The sequence below is a fragment of the Emticicia fontis genome, assembly GCF_054779675.1.
Window position 1 is genome coordinate 36480 of record NZ_BAAGXU010000037.1, and the last position, 20007, is coordinate 56486.

At 39.0% G+C, this 20007-nt stretch carries 17 protein-coding genes; 6 read left to right on the forward strand and 11 right to left on the reverse strand.

Features of this window, described 5'->3' with window-relative positions:
- Nucleotides 1-1869, reverse strand: a complete 1869-nt coding sequence (locus ACYVFA_RS15955; protein WP_460472841.1) for a sensor histidine kinase — start codon at nt 1867-1869, stop codon at nt 1-3.
- A 212-nt stretch (nt 1870-2081) separates the two neighbouring features.
- Between ACYVFA_RS15955 and ACYVFA_RS15960 the strand changes: the two genes are divergently transcribed.
- From ACYVFA_RS15960 to ACYVFA_RS15975, 4 genes are all read left to right on the forward strand, one after another.
- Nucleotides 2082-2426 carry a LytTR family DNA-binding domain-containing protein gene (locus ACYVFA_RS15960; RefSeq protein WP_460473544.1) on the forward strand — a complete coding sequence of 115 codons (345 nt, stop codon included), beginning with the start codon at nt 2082-2084 and terminating at the stop codon, nt 2424-2426.
- A gap of 11 nt (nt 2427-2437) precedes the next feature.
- A complete protein-coding gene (locus tag ACYVFA_RS15965; RefSeq protein ID WP_460472842.1) occupies nt 2438-3112 on the forward strand; it encodes a response regulator in 675 nt (224 codons plus the stop codon).
- Between the two features lie 73 nt (nt 3113-3185).
- On the forward strand, nt 3186-3695 hold the full coding sequence (locus ACYVFA_RS15970) for a hypothetical protein (protein WP_460472843.1): 510 nt from the start codon (nt 3186-3188) through the stop codon (nt 3693-3695).
- Between the two features lie 48 nt (nt 3696-3743).
- Nucleotides 3744-4292: a hypothetical protein gene (locus ACYVFA_RS15975; RefSeq protein ID WP_460472844.1), complete on the forward strand. Its 549-nt coding sequence runs from the start codon at nt 3744-3746 to the stop codon at nt 4290-4292.
- Nucleotides 4293-4420: 128 nt separating this feature from the next.
- Here the strand turns inward: ACYVFA_RS15975 and ACYVFA_RS15980 are convergent, their stop codons facing one another.
- From ACYVFA_RS15980 to ACYVFA_RS15995, 4 genes are all read right to left on the reverse strand, one after another.
- A complete protein-coding gene (locus tag ACYVFA_RS15980; RefSeq protein WP_460472845.1) occupies nt 4421-5926 on the reverse strand; it encodes a DUF4394 domain-containing protein in 1506 nt (501 codons plus the stop codon).
- A gap of 214 nt (nt 5927-6140) precedes the next feature.
- Nucleotides 6141-9653, reverse strand: coding sequence for a M1 family aminopeptidase (locus ACYVFA_RS15985; protein ID WP_460472846.1), 3513 nt, complete (start codon nt 9651-9653; stop codon nt 6141-6143).
- Complete coding sequence (locus ACYVFA_RS15990; RefSeq protein WP_460472847.1) at nt 9650-10534, reverse strand: ABC transporter ATP-binding protein; 885 nt, start codon at nt 10532-10534, stop codon at nt 9650-9652. Before ACYVFA_RS15990 ends, ACYVFA_RS15985 begins: the two co-directional genes overlap by 4 nt.
- A 241-nt stretch (nt 10535-10775) precedes the next feature.
- Complete coding sequence (locus ACYVFA_RS15995) at nt 10776-11198, reverse strand: hypothetical protein (protein ID WP_460472848.1); 423 nt, start codon at nt 11196-11198, stop codon at nt 10776-10778.
- Nucleotides 11199-11457: 259 nt separating this feature from the next.
- Here ACYVFA_RS15995 and ACYVFA_RS16000 point away from each other — a divergent pair, with 259 nt between their 5' ends.
- Nucleotides 11458-11874, forward strand: a complete 417-nt coding sequence (locus ACYVFA_RS16000; RefSeq protein WP_460472849.1) for a hypothetical protein — start codon at nt 11458-11460, stop codon at nt 11872-11874.
- Nucleotides 11875-11979: 105 nt separating this feature from the next.
- Here ACYVFA_RS16000 and ACYVFA_RS16005 read toward each other — a convergent pair whose 3' ends face one another.
- Nucleotides 11980-12708 (reverse strand): phytanoyl-CoA dioxygenase family protein, encoded by a 729-nt coding sequence (locus tag ACYVFA_RS16005; RefSeq protein WP_460472850.1) that lies wholly within the window; start codon nt 12706-12708, stop codon nt 11980-11982.
- 229 nt (nt 12709-12937) lie between these two features.
- Nucleotides 12938-13666, reverse strand: coding sequence for a DUF72 domain-containing protein (locus tag ACYVFA_RS16010; protein ID WP_460472851.1), 729 nt, complete (start codon nt 13664-13666; stop codon nt 12938-12940).
- Nucleotides 13667-13954: 288 nt separating this feature from the next.
- Between ACYVFA_RS16010 and ACYVFA_RS16015 the strand changes: the two genes are divergently transcribed.
- Entirely contained in the window at nt 13955-14458 is a 504-nt protein-coding gene (locus ACYVFA_RS16015; protein ID WP_460472852.1) for a hypothetical protein, read from the forward strand.
- Between the two features lie 208 nt (nt 14459-14666).
- Here ACYVFA_RS16015 and ACYVFA_RS16020 read toward each other — a convergent pair whose 3' ends face one another.
- The 4 genes from ACYVFA_RS16020 to ACYVFA_RS16035 form a co-directional block, all read right to left on the reverse strand.
- Entirely contained in the window at nt 14667-15443 is a 777-nt protein-coding gene (locus ACYVFA_RS16020) for a DJ-1/PfpI family protein (RefSeq protein ID WP_460472853.1), read from the reverse strand.
- Between the two features lie 67 nt (nt 15444-15510).
- Nucleotides 15511-16452 (reverse strand): GlxA family transcriptional regulator, encoded by a 942-nt coding sequence (locus ACYVFA_RS16025; protein WP_460472854.1) that lies wholly within the window; start codon nt 16450-16452, stop codon nt 15511-15513.
- Nucleotides 16453-16461: 9 nt separating this feature from the next.
- Nucleotides 16462-17772, reverse strand: a complete 1311-nt coding sequence (locus ACYVFA_RS16030; RefSeq protein WP_460472855.1) for a PQQ-binding-like beta-propeller repeat protein — start codon at nt 17770-17772, stop codon at nt 16462-16464.
- A 192-nt stretch (nt 17773-17964) separates the two neighbouring features.
- A complete protein-coding gene (locus tag ACYVFA_RS16035) occupies nt 17965-20007 on the reverse strand; it encodes a sensor histidine kinase (protein WP_460472856.1) in 2043 nt (680 codons plus the stop codon).

A 20007-nucleotide genomic window follows, 5' to 3' on the forward strand; every position in this document is an offset into this window, starting at 1 on the left:
CTATGACAATGGTACCTTAATCAGAAAGGTAGTCCCTGAGGCAGGCTCTGAAACTATCTGCAATTTACCATTGATGCTATCAATGCGGTCTTGTATATTTATCAAGCCACTGCCTTGCTTGGCTCCGGGTTGCATTCCGATACCATCATCTTTGATTTGAAGGCAATAGTCATGGCCTTCATCGTAGCTGAATATCCCCACTTGGGTAGCCTGGGCATGTCTGAGAATATTGGTAAAGATCTCTATTACCACATAATACAATTCTTCCTGAACAACCGCAGGCAGTTCTTCTTCTGTTCCCCTAAAAACAGCATCAAATTTAAGCTTGTGTAAGTCATTATATCTCCAGATCAAATCTTCTAGAACAAGCCTGAGACCCTTTTCGCTGAGTTTACGTGGCATATAATAATGCGCCAGAAGCCTTATGCCATCTAAGATTTCGCCAATAATGGTATATACTTCTTCCAGGTGCTTTTTATCCACACTATTCATGTAATCGCGGGAAAGAGAAAATACCTTTTCTTGTAAATAAAGCGCCTGGCTTCCAAAGTAATCATGAATAGTACTGGTCATGCGTTTTACGGCCACTTGTTTGGTTTCCAGAATGATGCTTTCACGTTCCATTACCAACCTGGTATTCTCTTTTCTTTCATATCTGATTCTCAGGGCTAAGCCCACTGATAGCATAACGAATTCAATAATTGAACCTAAATTGAGCGCATTCATTGAAATAAAGTGCCCACCTCTCCAGATCCCTGTCCGGTGCAAGACCATCAATATACCGCCCGAATAAATCATAATTGCTGCAATTATATAATATAAACCGGCTGAGTGAAATTGTTTTTCTATTCGCCAGCTTTTAAGGGCCGCTAATATCAAAACAAATCCGGAAATACCACCAAAAATAAAGCAGGCTAAGTTTTTGGAAACATCCCATAAATCCAGGTCTATAAGTAATAAAATCAGAATAGCCCCGGCACCTATCGCTTTAAGTATCGTCGAAAGGACTTTCATTCTTACATTAATCTTCAGCATGATGCTATAAAAACTAATAAACATCAGCATCATAATAAAAAATGAAGTTATAAAACCATGATTTATCCACCAGGTTGCTTCAGGCCACAAGAATCGTACACCTAGACATCCTCCTCTGGTGAGCTCGAATAAAATGTAAGTTGCCAGATAAATAGTAAGATACAGGTACCCGACATATTCTTTCTGTTGATAATTAATCAGATACACAATGCCATGATACAAAAACACAATGAGTAACATACCAAAGTACAGTCCCCAGAAAAGATGATAAAGAGAGGCATAATTGATAAAACTCTCAGCATTCCATATATTAACAGGTATCATTACCTGCCCTGCAATAGGCCGGACACGTAGATAAACCTCATATTTTTTATCATATGCCAATGGCAGATAACACACAAAATTATGAAATGAAATAGGTCTGCTCTTCAGTCCCCGCCAGTCGCCTCCAGACTCATGGTAAACTACCGTTTGTCCATCTACCAGATATAAATCTATCTCCGAATAAGCAGAATAACCCAATTCTATTATCCATTGAGTATTGGTAGTATCTTTATTAATAAGCTCAAAGCTAGTCCAGTGTACAGTATTTTTATAACCAAGATTACCATCTGGAGTAGTTACAGCCCTTAAAAGAGATTTATTCTTAAGAATATCATCGATAGAAACAAACTGGCTTTTGTCTTCAAAAATTTTCAGATAAGGTAGTATATGATTTTCTTTTTCTTTATCAATAATATAGGGGGTAGACAAAACAGTCAGGGGCATCAATAAAAAAAGAATGGTAGGCAGAATCTGTGTTTTGATGTAGTCTGATACGCTATACTTTATCATTGTATTATTGGGTTGAGACTGATGATAATTTTGATTATCAAAGAGAATTTATCTGCCGTAAAATTCTAAAAAAAATAAAGGTATTTATATAGAAAAAATTCGAGAAAAAAGGCCTGCGAATAGAAAACGTATGAGTGCAGATGTGTGCATTAAGGAGGAATTTTGTCACATCGATTCATTATTATAAAACAACAATTATTATGCAGTCCCAAATGTTAACCTCCGCTATCTCAACAGATTGTCTTTCTGTTTTTTCGAACGGACAAAGACTATATCTACCATTTCATCTGATTTCAAGACTTGAAGCAGACAGTAATTATACCCGTATTTATACAATTGAAGGTAAAAAATTAATGTCTTCAAGACATTTATCATTTTTCTCTAATATATTACCTCCTTATTTTATTAGGGTTCACAAATCTACTATTGTAAATCGGTTTTATTTTGTGGAAGTCACTAAAAAAAAGAATGAAATTTGTATGGCAGACCAATGTAAAGTAATTATTACAAAACGGCACGCCAAACGCATCAAGCAACAACTAATGGCAATCAGTTAATCTATTTATTTATGAAACCACCCATCAGAATTTTGACAGCCGACGACCACGATCTGGTGCTTTGGGGCATGGAAGCTGTTTTTAAAGATTCAGACAACTATGAAATCGTAAAACGCTGTAAATCAACTGAAGAAGTATTGGATTACCTGAAGCATGAAAAAGTTGATGTAATAATTACTGATTTGCATTTCAAAAATCAGACTGGCATCGCATTGACGCTTGCTATAAAAGAGAAGTATCCGTCTCAAAAAATATTGATGCTTACGCTTGAAGAACATCCTGACTACATCAGAGAAGCGATTAATGCAGGTGTAGATGGGTATGTTCTTAAAAGTGATGATATGCAGAAACTGCGCCTGGCCGTTGACGAGTTGATGAAGCTAGGGGAGTATTTCAGCCCTGCTGTGACCCGGATACTATTACAAATGCCTAATAAAAATCGAAAAGAATTAGATGAAGTATTACCTCCGGCTTATTATCAATTAACGCTAAGGGAAAAAGAAGTTCTGTCTTTGATTGCTAAAGCCGAGACAAATCTTGCCATTATGCAAAAAATGAACATTCTCCCCTCAACTCTTTCTACGCATAAGCAAAATCTGATGAAGAAAATAGGCGTAAATAATGAAGTTGGTCTATGTTTTTTTGCCATCAAATATGGGATAATTAAAATCAATAATTTTGGATGACATAAATTTCGCAAGGGTTATAATTTAATTATTTGCAACCTCTTCGGTACCCTGACTCAGTAGCTTTAGTAAATTGTTTTCTAATCAAATATTCGTCAGCAGGCCTATGACAACATCTACGAAGAAACCTCTTCTAAACAAAGTTATGATAGGCATATCTGCTATTATCGCGCTTTTGCTTGTGTGTTTACTGATTTACTATTTTTCCTTTTCTAAAATAACATTTTTAGACAGACCTTATTTTCTGAGTAATAAAAGAGAAACGATAGAAGTGGGCTATGTTATGTGGAGCTGTGATTGCGCTGATTTCGTTGAAACCAAAAATCATAAAAGTGATGATTTTATATTTATAGAAGCCGCAGATCCGAGTTTGATTGTGCCGGAAGAGTTTTATGCCAGCGGTCACTTTACAAGAAACCTTCGCCTCACTGGGCAATTTTATAAAAAAGAGGGAGTTTCAAGAACCTATGAACTAAAAACACCCCAAAAACCTGAATGGGCAAGGGTATTTAGGTATGACAAAATTGAAATAGTTGATAGAAAACCTTATCCTGAAAATTATAACCCACAATATAATAAGTAGCTCTTAGAAACGCTTTATCAATATACGAACAATCTTGCTACTGACTATATGAAAAAAATCTACCTTCTGCTTGCCGTAGTTTTGTACTCTACTTTGTACGTTTCTGCCCAGAAAGAATCCTTAAGGCTCAAAAAGAATGCTATCAGCCTCAATGCTCCAGCTTTTACCCGTATTTATAGCTTGAATTATGAAAGAGTATTAAGGCAAAAGAATTGGCTGACAATAGCCAATATCGGTATTTATTATCTGCCACTCGATGCCAGTGCGAAAAAATTGAAAGCGGCTTTTATCGGGGTAGATTTTCTGAGAGGTAAAAGAAAACATTATTTAGACTTAGGAATGAGCTTGATGTTTGATAGTGCCGTTAACTTTGAGGGTTCACCAGAAAACCCAAGAGTTTTAGGCTTAGATTTTATTCCAAAAATAGGGTATCGTTATCAGGCCAGACCTAAAGGCATATTTCTGCGAGGTATATTAATGCCATTTTTACTAGAAATTATGCCAAGAGAACCAATTGACCAGTACGAAAAAAATCATTTTATCTTCACAACTGCTTCAATCGATCTGATTTCATTCGGTATTGGCTATTCGTTTTGAGTTTTTTATAGGAATCAGGATTTTGTAAAAATAGCTGTCTTCTGATAAACATTTATCTCACAAAGGACTTATACCAAAACGACCCTAAAGCAGTGCTTTAAGGCCGTTTCTCAATCCCTACAAATTTATTAAAACCCTAAACCGATAGTAAAGGCATGTATATTGCCGGGCAAGTCAATGGTTTTTGTACTTGCACCCGACGTAAGATTAATCGTATAAATAGCAGACTTATCTGCTACTCTCAGCACACCATAAGCTAATCCGCTACGGCTTCCTATATCAAAACCTCCTGCTGCCTCAACATTGACTCCCAGATTACCCACCTCAACCTGTGTTCCGTTGTTAGGTGGATCCTGCTTGGTAAGTTTGTCGGTCATGCTGTCAATATTATATAAGGCAGTGGTAGTGGCTCCGGCAAAATTGTTAGTATAGGCCGACGACGTTACACTAGGCGTAGCAGGATTCAAGGCACCATCAACGGCTGCAATGCCTCCTGTTTCAGGATGCAAACGCAGGTTCTGGCCTGTATTACTGATGCAACGGATTCTATCAACCGTCGGGTTGAAATCAAATCCAAAACTGGTTCCTGACAAAAGTGTAGCGAACGGAACTGTACCTACTACAGTAGCAGCACCAGACGACATATTTAATACATATAAACGGCTTGTGCTTCCTAATGCATAGAGTTGCCCGGTAGCAGGGCGCATATCTATACCCAAGATGGTTTCTCCATTCTGCAAGCCTGTAATAGCTTTACTGGCAGGTGTACCTGCTTTCATAAAATTGAAAATCAAAAGGTTATTAGCATCGTCGATACCGTATCCAACCGGGGCGGTAGGAATAGCCAGACCTGTGATATTTCCTGATGGTAAATTGCCCAATTTACTAAGTTTACCCGTTGTTAAATTTACCTGATGTAATTCCCATTTTCCGCCTACCATTACGGCGGTAAGCGCCATGTCACCTTCAGGACTGATGTCAAAACCTGCTGCCATCGTCACATCAATACCTAAAGCACCTACTTCTACTAAAGTACCGTTGTTTGGCGGGTCTTGTTTATATAATTTATCCGATTTCGGATCGATGTCATAAAGAACAGTAGAAGTAACTCCTGCCATATTATTGGTATAAGCCACGGCCTCAATACCCGGGCTTGAACCGCCATTAATGGCACCATCGGTAGCAGCTACTGCACCTGTTTCAGGGTGTAAACGGAGATTTTGTCCACTACTGGTTACTAGTCTGATTCTGTCTACAGTCGGATTAAAATCAAGTGCAACCGCCGTGCCGTTTATTACCGGATTAAGTGCCGATGTACCAACTAATCTGGCTGCACCACTTTCCTGATTAATTACATAAATTCTGTTTTGTGTACTTACACCATATAACTCACCAGTTGCCGGACGAAAATCAATGGCTGTTAAAACATCGCTTGTTTGCAGACCTGTAATAGTTGTGGTGGTAATGGCTGTTTCTGAACTCATGGCATTGATTTTAAGTAGCTTTGTGCCATCAACTAAAGTAAAGAATGTTACGTCTGGTTTAACAATGTCAATGGTTTCGCTATCATCTTTACAAGAAGTAAGGATAAGCCCGGATAAAAGAAATGCTGCGTAGAATCTGATTTTTTTCATAAATGTGTGTTATTGTAATGACTATGTTGTTGGTACTTACGGAAAAGTTGCGCAGATGGTTTTAATTTCGTTTTAATTTCGTTTTAATGTAAGTGTAGATATTGCAGATTTTATTGAAATAATAAGAGCAAATCAAAGTAAAGCCACCTAACAAAAAAGCCATCACAATATTTATGATGGCTTTAAAAAAGACTGAAACGTATAACATTACTTCTTATTTCAACTGATAAACCCTACCCTCATCCCCTTTAATTAATTGCTCATGCGGGTCTAGAACCATTTTTACTGGCTTTTCGGCATAGCTGACTTTAATAGTGGCTTTGCCATGAATAACAGGAAAACTCCTGATTTCTTCTTTTCCATCTTTAAAAGAAAAACCTATCTCAATCATACCCGTAAAATCTACTGGCGTCTGTTTTCCTTTCCCATCTTCCTGATATTTATTGACGAGTAGTTCAAAACTGGTTTCATGTTTATTGCCCAGCTGTTGAGTCCTGATAGATTGAGCTAAGGGTTGATAAATGATTATTTTCTTAAATAAATCGTCAATAGCCGGATGGAGAGAGAGATCAGTGAGAGCATAGATTTCATCCAGAAAATCTGTGGTAACAGGTAATGTTTTGCCATGAACATATTTTTGATACAGACTTCGCAGGGCCATATTTACTTTCTCTTCCCCAATCATCTCAGACAGTTGATACATCGCAACCATGCCCTTCGAATAGTATAGGTGCGCATTGCCTTGTTTAGCTTTGTATAATGCCTGCTCATCACCAAAACCTCTATCGCTCAGATAGATATTTTTGTGCATACGTACATTTTCCAGTACCCGCTTTTGACCATACATCTTTTTTACGAGCATAAGCTCGGTATACATTGCCAGCGTTTCACTCATAAATCCACTTCCTTCTCTTTCTGCCGGAACAAACTGATTGGTGCCCCACCATTCGTGTGAAAGTTCATGTCCTGCCAATTCATTAATCACATCCTGTTGCTTATCTCCTTTGGTATTGGCATGAAAAACAATGTTTTCAGTCATGAAAACCGTCGCCGGATAGGCCGTAGCTGCAAACCCTTTCGTAAAGGCCGATATTTCGGCAAAGCGAATAGTTTTGAAAGGGTATTGGCCAAAATTGGTTTCGCAATAATCAAGTGTATTTTTGGCATTAGTTATTAATGCCTCCACATTTTCAGGGTGTGCAGGATGATAATAGACTTCAATACCGATGCCCCGATGACTATCTTTCTTAATCATATACTGGGCAGAAGAAACCCCGAACCTGAACCGGACAGGCACATCGGTTTTATAGTGGTAATAGTTTCTGTTATTGGCTGTCCACTGTTTAACTAATTCTCCTATACCAATGGCTGTTTGCTTGGCAGAAGTAGAGAGTTGCATATCCAGAGTCAACCATTCAGCTTCTTCTTCGCGAGGCGCTTCCAGACTTTTGGCTGGTGTGGCTTTACCCAGTTTCCGTGCTTTGCGTTCTACTTCATTGTCTATCTCATTGCCGGCTTGATAACCCAATTGTGGAAAATAATTGCTGATACGCATAAACGCCCCGTTTTCTACAATGGCATTGGTCGCATTTACCCGATTGAATGGATTCCAGCGATAACTGAATGCAAAATCAGCTTTAATACTATCCTGCGGTAATAAAGGTTTTGCCAGATTTACCCAATAATGCCCGTATACCGAATCAGCAACACTAATAATTTGTCCGCCTGCTTTCAGACTTTTCAATGAAATCTCTGGATTGAGATAAAACAAAATCTTATCAATAGGTTTGCTGGTAGTATTTTGTAAAATATAAGTAGCCGAAACCTCATAAGCATTTTTCTCAGGGAACAAATCAATAGTCGTTTGCACTGCCCTGATAGTTGGCACGGGCATATCCTGAAACTGGCGGTACTTTTTCTCATAATCAGTTTGCCACTGAAGCGTGCTTTCACTATCTGTTATCGCTAATTGCTTATGAATATACACACCTGAGCTGAGGGAAATGGCCAATAAAACCAAAACACTAAGTATGGTGCCAAGCTTCCAAGATTTCCTTCTCCCTTGTTGAATTTGTACGGCAAGAATCATAATCATAATCGTAGCACAAATTCCATACAACATTCGCCAGCTGAATGGAGTCAGGTAAGCTCCGAAGCCATTCATAGCGCTATATTCTCCACTAAAGGCATTTCCTATCCGCAATAGTGGATGTGTAATATGTAGCGCTTTCCCGATACTGGTAGTAGTGAGCAAGACAAAAATAGTAGCAGCCACCAGGCCCAGATACCTGTTCTTAATCATTTGCTGAATGGCTATCATCATACCCGAACTCAAAATTAATGGCAAGCCAACCAGATAACCCATACTTGTATACGTTAGCCATTCAATGTGCGGATATTGGTAGACCAACTGAAAAACAATGCCTGCCAGTACTACGCCTGCAATCAATAAAAGAATGATGCAAGCCATTGAAAACCACTTGGCAAAAAACTGAACAGACAGGCCAACAGGGGTAGTGCTTTCTATCAGATAAAAGTTTGAGGTGCGACTCCGCCAGAGTAATTCGTTGCTATAAAACAGAATAACCAGACTACACAATGCAGGAAAAGTATCCAGAATGGTATTCACCATTAATGCCGTACTTACATAGTTTTGAGGCATCCGGATTCCCTGCTCAACTTCACCATACATTTCCATCGAAACAAAGAAAACAATACCTATCAGAATCAACACAAAGGGAATGCTTTTCAGTACAAAACTCAGATCAATTTTTATCAGGCTTATGAACGACCTGAATTGATGCCAGATGCTGAAAACCTTGGGTAATACAATACGGTAAGGCGCAAGCGAAGCCTTTACCTGTGGCTTTTCTTTCACTTTCTTACTCTTTTCGTCAGCCGAAAAACTAAACAGGCGATGAGCCGCTACTAGCATTAAGAATGAAAGAAACAGATAAAATGCTCTGTTAAAAAGCATAGTGCCTTCCAGTGCTGTTAAAGTTGTGTTCCGCTGAATGGCCGACCATTGCAAGGTCTGATGCAAAAACGCCGATAATCCGAAAGGGTCAAAGCGGGCTGCCATCAGCATAGATTCTTCAGTAGGAGGCATAGCTCCGGCTATCAGCGGCGAGCCTGAGAAAATAAGCGATACCTGATAAGCAATGAAAATAAATAAGCCCGAAATATAGACCAGAAGCTTGTTTTTGGTCAGTAAACCTATACTGCAAACTACTGCCGAACAAAGAAACGCATTAGGTACAGTTATCAGCAGGAAAGGCTGAAAATAATACCACAGATGGAATGGCCCCATTTCACTGGCATCAAAACGGGACATTTGTTGCCCCGCAGCAAAGCCCACTACCAATAGAAACATAGTAATAGTACTAAGGCCGAAGACAATCAGAAACCTGCTCAGAAAGAAGTTGGTTTTCTTTAGCGGAGTAGTATAAAGAACCATCGAAAAATGATGCTCTTGCTCCCTGAACAATACCTGAGCGGCCAGAATACTTGAGGAAAAGATGCAGATAAGCGACAAGTACCCCAGAATATAGGTAATGGCAAATGGCGAATTCCGGTAAGTATTTTCGGTAGAAAAAGCTGAAAACGAAGAGCCCCCCACAAATCCCACACCTAAAAAAGTTAGTAAAGCAATATATATCCAGGCTTTTTTAAAGAACAGACTTAGCTCGAATGCCAGAAGGTATCTAAACTGTGCGGTGATTTTCATACGGTCTGTTTTTGTTGGTTCATCACAAAGAAATAATAATCTTCCAGAGTAGGAGAGAGCACCTCGAAATGGCTATCTGGCCTTTCTTCGGCATATACATGAATACTCAGTTTTCCTTCTGTCAGTTGGGTAGAAATGATGCTGAAGTTTTGCTCGTATTCAGGCTTTTCCCTTTTATCAATGGTCTTTTTCCAGACCATTCCCATCAATGAATCTACAAAATGAGACGGCTTTCCCTGCGCAATCACTTTGCCCTGGTGCATCACTGCCATATTCGGGCATAGATTCTTTACATCCTCAACCAGATGTGTCGAAAGGATAATAATAATATCTTCCCCGATTTCGCTCAACAGGTTATTAAAGCGATTCCTTTCTTCCGGGTCAAGTCCTGCCGTAGGTTCATCCACAATAATCACCTGCGGATTCCCCAATAATGCCTGGGCAATGCCAAACCGCTGACGCATACCTCCCGAAAAAGTATAAACCTCTTTATTGCGGTGTTGATATAGATTAACCTTATCAAGCAAAGCTAATACCTGTTCCTTTCGGGTAGTTCTATTAACAAGGCCTTTCAGAGTAGCCAGATGATTGAGCAAGTCATAAGCCGATATTTTAGGGTATACACCAAAATCCTGTGGCAGAAAGCCCAGTTGTTGTTTAATGAAATCGGTGTCGGCTACTATGTCCACACCATTTAGGCTAATGTAGCCACTATCGGGGCTTTGCAAGCCAGCAATGGTTTTCATCAGGGATGATTTTCCGGCACCGTTCGGGCCTAATAGGCCGAACATCCCATTGTTGAGTTCGAGATTAACCCCTTCAATGGCTTTCACGCCATTGCCATAGGTCTTGTTGATGTTTCTGAGTGATAGCTGATTCATAATCTGAAAAATTTTAGACAATACAATTCCATGCCCCATTTTGAGGGGCTTTTTTATGCCTTCTGGTTGCTTAAGTTTCAGGCTTTTGTAAAGTACAAAACGTCTTGCCTGGGCGAATACACAATTATTATATGCAAATGTATTAATTAATTATTGTAAAACAATAATTAATTAATAAAAAAGAGATATTGGCATCCCCAATATCTCTTGCTGTTTCAGAACTTTGGATTATTAATCTACCCTATTTCTTTTCTTTAAAACTATCAATCGAAACTCTGATTATCCGATCGGCCATTTCGGCTATTTCCATAGTGAAAGTGATCTTGCCATCTTTGCCCTCAAGGGTCATAGTCGCATGGCGAGTTGTGCCTGATGGGTCTTCAAAATCTGCTTTAATCACGCTTTTGCCTTCTTTATAAGCTGTTGGCCATTCGCAGGTGGCGGAAGTAATATTTCCGGTCATGATATTGCCATTATTACCGGGGTTAATCATGACCTGTTTTTTGATGATTTCAATAGTGCTGTTTTCATCAACCTTGCGTTGTATAGCCCCTGAGCCATCCAGATATTCTGTTTTATTGGCCGTCAGCGTTACATCAAGGTTACATTGGGCAAAGCCTGAAAAACTTAAACAGACCAGTGCCAGTAAAAGAAGATTTTTCATAATTCATAATTGTTAAATTGAATAATAATCAAAGATAATAGCTACTATGTAAAAACAGGTAGTTTGTATTGCAAATATGTTAAATGGTTTAATCTTTGGATAAACGGATACCTGATTTTAGACTTATCCAGTTGGTTTTACAATACCTGACCTTTACCTATATTGATAAAATTTAACTATTAGTTCATTAGACAGATAAATCATTTTTTTGTTCCAACGATTTTATTTAAAAAAGTATCTTATCATAAAAAACTATCGTATGACTAAAAATACCTTTATCACACTTGTATTCTCACTACTTTTTGTAGGTTTCCTTTCCGGTTGTAGTAAAAAATATGACCCTGAGAACCCAATTCAAGGCACATGGGTGCTAGACAAGGGCGAAACCGTTGGTGACGACGTTATTTATAACTTTCATCGGGCTTCTCAATTTGATAAAGACAAGTCGGGTTATGCCTTTAAAGCAAATGGCTTGCTTGTTTCTCGTCAGAATGCAGGCTGGTGTGGTACTCCTCCTGTCAGCTATGTAGAAACACAAGGGGCCTGGAGCAAAACAGGTGACAAAATTATGCTGGATGGAATTTATTGGGGCGGTAAATTTAAGCTTGAGTTTGAAATCAATCAACTGAATAGAAACCAGTTAGAGGTAAAACAGCTATCAGCCAAGTATAATTAAGCCTGATTAAGTAATGCAAACAGGAAATCATCAGAATATTCAAAACACATCGGTTTAAGTAAAGGGCAAGTAAAATTTACTTACCCTTTACTTCTTAGTTCCCCTTTAGAGGCGGTCCGCCGCGCGGCTAGGAGCTAAAAGCGGCGGCTGCGCCAGAAAACGAGGTTCGGTACCCCGATGTGCCTGCGCTGCATGCGCTATAAAAGGATGGCATAAATAGACTGTTCCGGCCTTTCCGGTGGCTAATACTTCTTCCCTTTCAGGCATTTCTGCCAGCTTTGCAGCCAGTTCCATAAATGACAACCCTTGTTCTCCGTAGGGTTCCAATACCTTGGCAACATCCAGATGAGAACCCACACGAATACGGGTAGGCGCATCTTTCTCTCCAACATCAGAGAAGAGAAACAACATCAATAAGACCCTGCCTTTTGATTTGGCATTTACCCGCCATTCAAAATAATTAGAAGGATAATCACCCGGGAAACTGGCATCTACATGCCAACCTGTGTCCCCCGGTTCTTCTGCCGATGGAAAACGCACGGGAAAAGTGCCCATGCTTTGGCAAGGAATCCAGTTCCCTTTTCCTACCAGCTGGTTAAATGCCGCATGAAGAACCTCTGTATTAGCAGCCTTAATAAAAGGTGCTTGTGTATACATACCCAGCCTGATTACTGGTTTTGTCCAGGTGCTGCTATCATTCGGGTCGCAGCCCATATCCTTCCAGAGAATGTCACGGGCTTCTGCTGCCAGTTCAGACGAAAAGGCATTTTCTATTTTAACAAATCCCTGATAGATGAATTGTTGAATCTGATTTTTATCTAATATTTCTAACATGATGTTTTAAATTGTGGCGCGAGCCGGGCGACGGTCGCGTCCCGCTCGCCGCTGCTACAAACCAGATGCGACCTTTGAACGGTTCACACCCAATGATTTGTTCAGTAAATTTGAGATTGATTAAAGACAATAGAAAACCAGCCTTTCTGCAAAGGCGAGATATGTCAGGAAGACATCAGGGAAGATATTAGAGCATTATAGTCATTCTCATCATCGCAAATTAAGAAAATCAGGGCATATCTGCCAACAATTTTTGCATAGCGCGGGCATTTTTTATAGCTGCTATGCCCCAGGTATTATTGAAGAACACAAAAGCGTTTTTGTCACTCGCCTTTATTGTATTTGCCAAAGCCTCTAGTTCGGCCTCACTATATTCAGATTTAAACAGAATAGGCTTTCCATGCAACCGATAGTACATCGTATCGGGATGGTTGATAATCACCTCATCTGGTATCTCTTTCGGAATACTTACGCCACAAAAAATAATGCTTTGCTCTTTCAACAACTCATACACGCTTTCATTCCACCACGATTTATGTCTGAATTCCACCACATTCAAAAAACGTGAATTAAGACTATTCAGCACATTATTAATATTTAAGTTATCACATATAAAAGAGGGTGGAAACTGAAACAGAAAGCCTCCTAATTTCTCTTTTAAACCCATGCTAATATGCTTACAGAATTCATTAATCTCCTGCCGCACATTTTTCAGTTGATTAATGTGTGTAATCGTTTGTGGAATTTTAATAAAAAAGAGGAAATTGGCTGGTGTTTGTTCGTACCAGCTGAGCAAAGTTTTAGTGGTGGGTTTTCGGTAAAAAGTAGAGTTAATTTCTACCGAATTGAAATTCTCTGCGTAAAAAGTCAGATAATCTTTTGACGTTAGATTATCAGGGTAAAAAAAACCTTTCCAGTCTTTGTTCGAAAAACCTGAACAGCCAATAAAGTAATTCATATAAGTGTCTCCTATAGAATAATCAGTATAATACCTCTTACTCATATAAAAAATGTACGCCAGACACTTAATTAATTACGTATAAGGGTAGGTGCTGTTTATTGACTATATTTTTACCCAGTCTAAATAAAAATTGAGGATTCTGTGCCACGCGGTTAAATGCTATCCCTTTCAGAAGGCAATCTGAGAGGTGGCATAGAATTTTTTGAAGATTAAATATGAGAAAATTTATTTCCCACTGGAAACACTTTCTCGAAATTATCTATTAACCTCAAAAAACTTAAAATTATGGCAACGCAAGAAAATAAGCCAAGGGAAGACGAAAAAAATACGTCAACTCAACAATCAGGAAATAGAAACACCACACAACAAGGTCAACAATCAACTGGTTCGGACAAAGGCCAGCAAGGACAACAACAAAACTGGAATCAAGGTCAACAAGACCAATCTGGTAGCCAGCAACAAGGCGATAGAAATACCAGCCAACAAGGCCAGCAATCAAATATGAATAAAGGCCAGCAAGGGCAACAGAACTGGAACCAAGGGCAGCAAGGTCAACAATCGGGCAGCCAGCAAGGTGGTAACAGAGATATGCCAAATCAAGGCCAGCAAAGCAATACAAACACAGGTCAACAAGGTCAATCAGACCAACAAGGTAGAGACCGTGATCACGACCGTGAAGAAAGAGAAGGCATGAATAGAAATACCGATGCCGATTTCTCAGAAACCAAAGAAATTGATCAGGATGAAGCAAGAGACCGTGACCGCGACAGAGACTCGAATCGTATGTAATCAGGGTTAAATTTAAATTAAACGCCAGCAGGCTTTAATTATATTAAAAAAGGTAGTGAAACACACAACGAGGGAGTTAAAATGCTCCACAAGCAAAAGCTAAAATCGTGTTTCACCACCTTTTTTTTTGCCCCAGCATCCCCAGCCCCTAAAGGGGAGTTAAAAACTTTTTCGTCGTAATAAAGCACTCCTTTAGGGGCGGGGGGCGTTAGGGGCGGCCGTTTACTATCAGTCCCTGCTCAGGCACCCATTTATCATATTCCATATAAGTAGCTACTCGTTTGGCTTGTTCCTTTCCCCCAAGTTTTTCAACCAGATGCAAAGCCCCATCAATACCTGCCGATATTCCGGCTGTGGTAATGATTGTGCCATTGTCAACAAAGCGCGTATTAGGTAGAACTTTGGCACTAGGTACGGCTTTTTGTAATCTATCAATACTTTCATGAAAAGTCGTTACCGTCAGATTATCTAACAAACCTGCTCTACCTAAAATAAAAGCACCTGTACAAACCGAGAAATAATATTGTGTAGTAGGCTTTCTTGCCTTTATCCAGCTGATTACGGCCGGATCTTCCGAAGCATTTCCCGAATTGCCACCAAAAACCGCCAGTATATCAAAAGCTGGCGCATCAGTAATATCATAATCAGGCGTTACTTTCAGAATTCCCTGCGATTTAATAGGGTTTTTGGTTTTAGATACCGTAAAGATTTTAGCGCCTGCATAAGAGAATACCTCCATAGGGCCGGCAAAATCGAGCACCTCTACACCATCTTGCAGATAAAAACAGATAGTCATTTTTTTCTTGGGTAGTTTACTTTTCTGAATCAATTCCATGCCACAGTGTGGGCATTTACCTGCTTTAGCAAAAGTGAGTTTATCACAATCATTATCACACGGTGGACAAACGAACGGATCAGTACTTGCTGTCTGTGCAAAACTCAGCACCGATACAAAAAGAAGAATGTAGGTGAGAATAGCTTTCATTAATTTGTTTTTTTCTTGCAAATGTATAGGGCTGCAAGAGTTAATGAAAGGACAATAAAAGTCAGAATCAGGACAATTTTTTGAGTTCTTTAGGAATATACCCCGTATGTTTTTTAAGAATAGTAGCCAGTTGATGAGGGTTATTGATGCCACATTCCTGCGAGATAGTAGTCATCTTCTCATTGCGCTTCAATAATTGCAATGCTCTTTCAACCCTTAACTTTTCAATATAGTCGCCGATAGTAATACCTGTTTTCGCCTTAAATAAACGAGTCAGGTTGCGCGGACTCATATTTACTTTTTCGGCTAAATCTTCAATAGAATTTCTTTGATTGAGATGGTGAATCAACCAATCTTGTATTTCATGAATCTGATAATTGATATGCTGGCGGTATTGAACAAAAATACTCTCCTGCCCGTCGGCACTATCGCGGCGCAGATACATCACCAGTTCTTTGGCAAGCTGATAGGCAAATCTGGCTCCATGACGTTCTTCTACCAGAAACAGTGCTAAGTCAATTCCGGTTGTGATTCCAGCGCTTGTATATACATTCTCGTTTTTTACAAACAAGCGGTTTTGCATTACTTTTACTTTCGGGAAATGCTTTTGTAGGGCTTCGATATATTTCCAATGTGTGGTGCATTCCAGCCCATCCAATATACCTGCTCTTGCCAGCGCAAAAACACCTGTACAAACTGAGCAGATAGTCACCTTTTTCTCAAACGCTTTTCTCACCCATTCATCAAAATCTTTGTTTGGTTCCAGATTAGAGAGAATACTAAAACCCGGTATCATCAGAATATCATCCTTATCGAATTCAATCGTTGGGAAATCGGTGAGCTTATCAGAAAACAAACCGGCCGAAAATTGTTTCTGCTCCTTATCTGAAACAAAGAGTATTTCATACGGAATACCATATTCACCTGACTCATAAAAGACCTGCAAAGGCCCTGCTAAATCCAGGATATGTACATCGTTTGAGAAATAGAAAATAATCCGGTTTTTCAAGGCGTTGATTTAAGGATGAATATTACCAAATCCTCTATATATCTTCCCGGTACTCGTTACCACACATGGGCTCGAAGCCATAGGGCCACTGATTTGAGCTGCCCATTTTATTCTTCTACTGACAGCATCAATGGCATACCAGCCCGAGTAAACGGTGCCATTAACAACAGTTGGAGTAACACCTAATCCACTACCCGATGTTATGTCTTTTTGTTGCCCGGTATTAGGGTCTAAATAATAGATTAAACCGTATGACACTTCCCAGAATAAAATCCCATAAGCTATAATGATGCTGGCAGAATTATGAGAAGTAGAATGTGTGTTAACATCCCATATTAATTGTCCGGTAGAAGCATTAAGCGCATAGAGATGTCCCAGATTTGTAGAGCAATATACAATGCCATTTTCAAGAAGTGGTGTCGCATCAATAGGATTATCTGCTATAAAATTCCATTTTACGTTGCCGGTTATGGCATCAACCGCATGGATAGCATTATTTGAGCCGCCTACATAGATTGTTTGCGATGGTGTAGCAACACTCTGAGGTGGAATCTGACCAGGATTAGTATAAGGAGGCAATGAAGCAACCCATTTAATCTGTCTGGTTGCTATGTCAACTGCAAACAACCTGTTGCCATCATAAGAATTATAAATATTATGATAAACTATGCCATTTCTTATCTCGATATAAAGACCTTGATTCCCCTCTTCAAGATAACGACTCCAGATTTTTTGCCCCGTAATGGCATTGAGCGCATTGAGGTTACCATCGCTCCCTGTGATATAAACTACCGAGTCTTTTACCGCAGGTGTAGTACTAATAACATTCTCAGTCGTATAACTCCACTTCACTTGCCCATTTGTCGTATCAATAGCATATAATTTTTTATCCCAGCTCCCTACATACACTAACCCATAAGCTACTGTCGGGCTCGAAACAATCTGCCCATTTGCCTTAAAACTCCATTTGATAACGCCTGTTTCAGCATTGATATGATGTAGATAATAACTTAAAGTGCTTATATAAACCGATTGGTTGTATTCCGGAACACAACCCTTATCCATCATAGAAGTAGTAAAAGTACTTCCGTTTGCAACAGAAAACCCTGGATTTAGTGTAATCGCATTTTTCGTCTTGAAAGAAACTTTACTGTTGTCGTAAACTTTGTTAGAAGCTACAATTGTTTCGGCAGCGGGATAATTCTCTATACCCGAGAAAACATCTCTAACAACGTTGTAATCTTTTTGGCATGGAAAGTCTGACTGAGAGAAGCTTATGTGATAAGTCAGCAGCAGAGATAAAAATAGAATTCTTTTCATAGTGAATAGTTAACCTTTATCGTTTAGTTTCTATTCTCTATTAACCAGGTTTCATGAAAAATCCATTCTAGTCGTAGCGAAATATTGCGATATATCTCAAAGGTCGCCTCCATTCCGGAAAACAATTTTTGTAGTAAATTGACCGGGCGAGCAGACGCTGAACAGTTTATTTCTTTAATCCAATCAATAGAATTAAATAGCAGGTAAATATACATGAAATATTGCACCTTCTCCTAATTCGCTGGTAGCAGTTATGTAGCCGTAATGATTCTCGACAATCTTTTTACAAAGAGCCAGGCCAATGCCCGTCCCTGCGTACGAATGCTTATCATTAAGCCTTTGGAAGATAGTAAATATCTGACGGGCAAATTGTTGTTCAAATCCAATGCCATTATCCTTAAATTCTATCAGATAATACAGTTTGTTAGCATCAAGATCTATTACACTATTTACTTCATCGAAGGTAAGTTTCCGGCAGGTGATAGTAATCACGGGGTGGTGTGTAGAGAATTTTAGTGCATTACTCAACAAATTAAAGAATAGTTGTGTCAACTGTAATTGAATACCGAGTATTACGGGTAGATTTTCACTATTGATAATTGCTCCTTTCTCTTCAATCAATAACTCAAAATCTACTTTTACAGTATTCAGTATTTCGTTTAAATCCACCTTTACAAATTGTTCCTCGGTGGTCGATAGACGAGAATAATCCAGTACATCGCGAATCAGGTTCGACATCCGGTTTGATGAATTGATAATTCTGTTGAAGTAGTCTCTTTGCTTATCGTTCATCACTAAAGACTCATTCAGTAGCTTGGAGAAAGTCTTTATCTTACGCAAAGGTTCCTGTAAATCATGGCTGGCTATGTAGGCAAACTGTTCCAGTTCATTATTACGAAGCGACAATTCTTCGTTCATCAATTTCAGTTTCTGCTCATGTTGTATATGGTCGGTAATATCTCTTCCTAATATTACGGCTCCATAGGTTTCTTCTGAATCGTCTGAAAGCGGAATAAAAAATACTTCATAAAAGCGATTGGTAATAGGAGATTGATGTACAGGTTTATGACTCGATATACCTCTTAGCGCTTCCTTAATTAATTCATAGGTGCCATTCTCTTTTACGGCAGGAAAAATATCTATAAGTTTCTCGCCTAATACCTCACTTCTTTTTTTGCCACTTAGTATTTCGTAAGAATGATTAAAAGTAATGATTCTTAAATCTGAATCAATTGCCATAATATAGTCAACAGAAGAGTCAAATACTGTTTCTATAAAGACATTTTGCCGCGAAAGTGTGGTATTTTTTACTTCCAGTTCTTTCTGGTGAGCCAGCAACTCCTGCTGAATCATTTTTAAAGCCTTATTATCCCGAAGCGTTTCTTCAACTACTTTCTGCGCATGAATGTCCACAAAAAAACCAATCCAGTTAGTAACCAGGTCATTATCATTTTTCACAGGCATCATCGAAATCAGATGCCAAATCAGGTTATCTTTTTGCTTTAATCTTCCCTGTGCTTTAAATATTGATTTGGTTAGTATGGCTCTTTCCCAGTCAGGGTAAAATAATCTGTAATCAGGCTGATGCAGTAATGAAAACCACAGGATATGAGTTGAACTCAATCCCTGCGATTCTATAAATTCTCTCAGCCATCGGTTAGTATAAGTTATTTTCCCCTCATTATTGATAACAAACATCATCAATGGCAGATTATCGCTCAGCATCCGGTAACGATTCTCGCTCTCGGCTACTTTATCAATCATTTCAAGCAACTGAATATTCTTTTTCCGAATCTCGTCATAGGCCGAAATAGAAGGCTCATTTTTAAAGTATTCTTTAAACGACTCAATTTTCGCCTTCGAGATTATTCCACCATACTGCACACGATATTTAAGCGTAGTTGCATGAAAATAATCTTTATATTCAGTCTGGATATCTCCTAACAGACGGCGGGCATAAGAATACGCTTCGGCATTGATAGTTTTCAGGTCTACTTTATCATAAATAATAGCAACAATTTCTTTCTGATTCAAACGGAGCGTATTGATGCTTAAGGCAATATAAGATTTATCACCGTAACTGATGGCAATTCTGGCTATTTCAGATACTGCTGTAGCGAAAGTAGTCTGGGCCGCAACCGAAAGTCCACATAATTCTACGAGCCTCATTGTTCGTTTATGAACAATGATTAAATCCATTTCGTTGTCCAGATTTATTCGTATGATTTCTTCCAT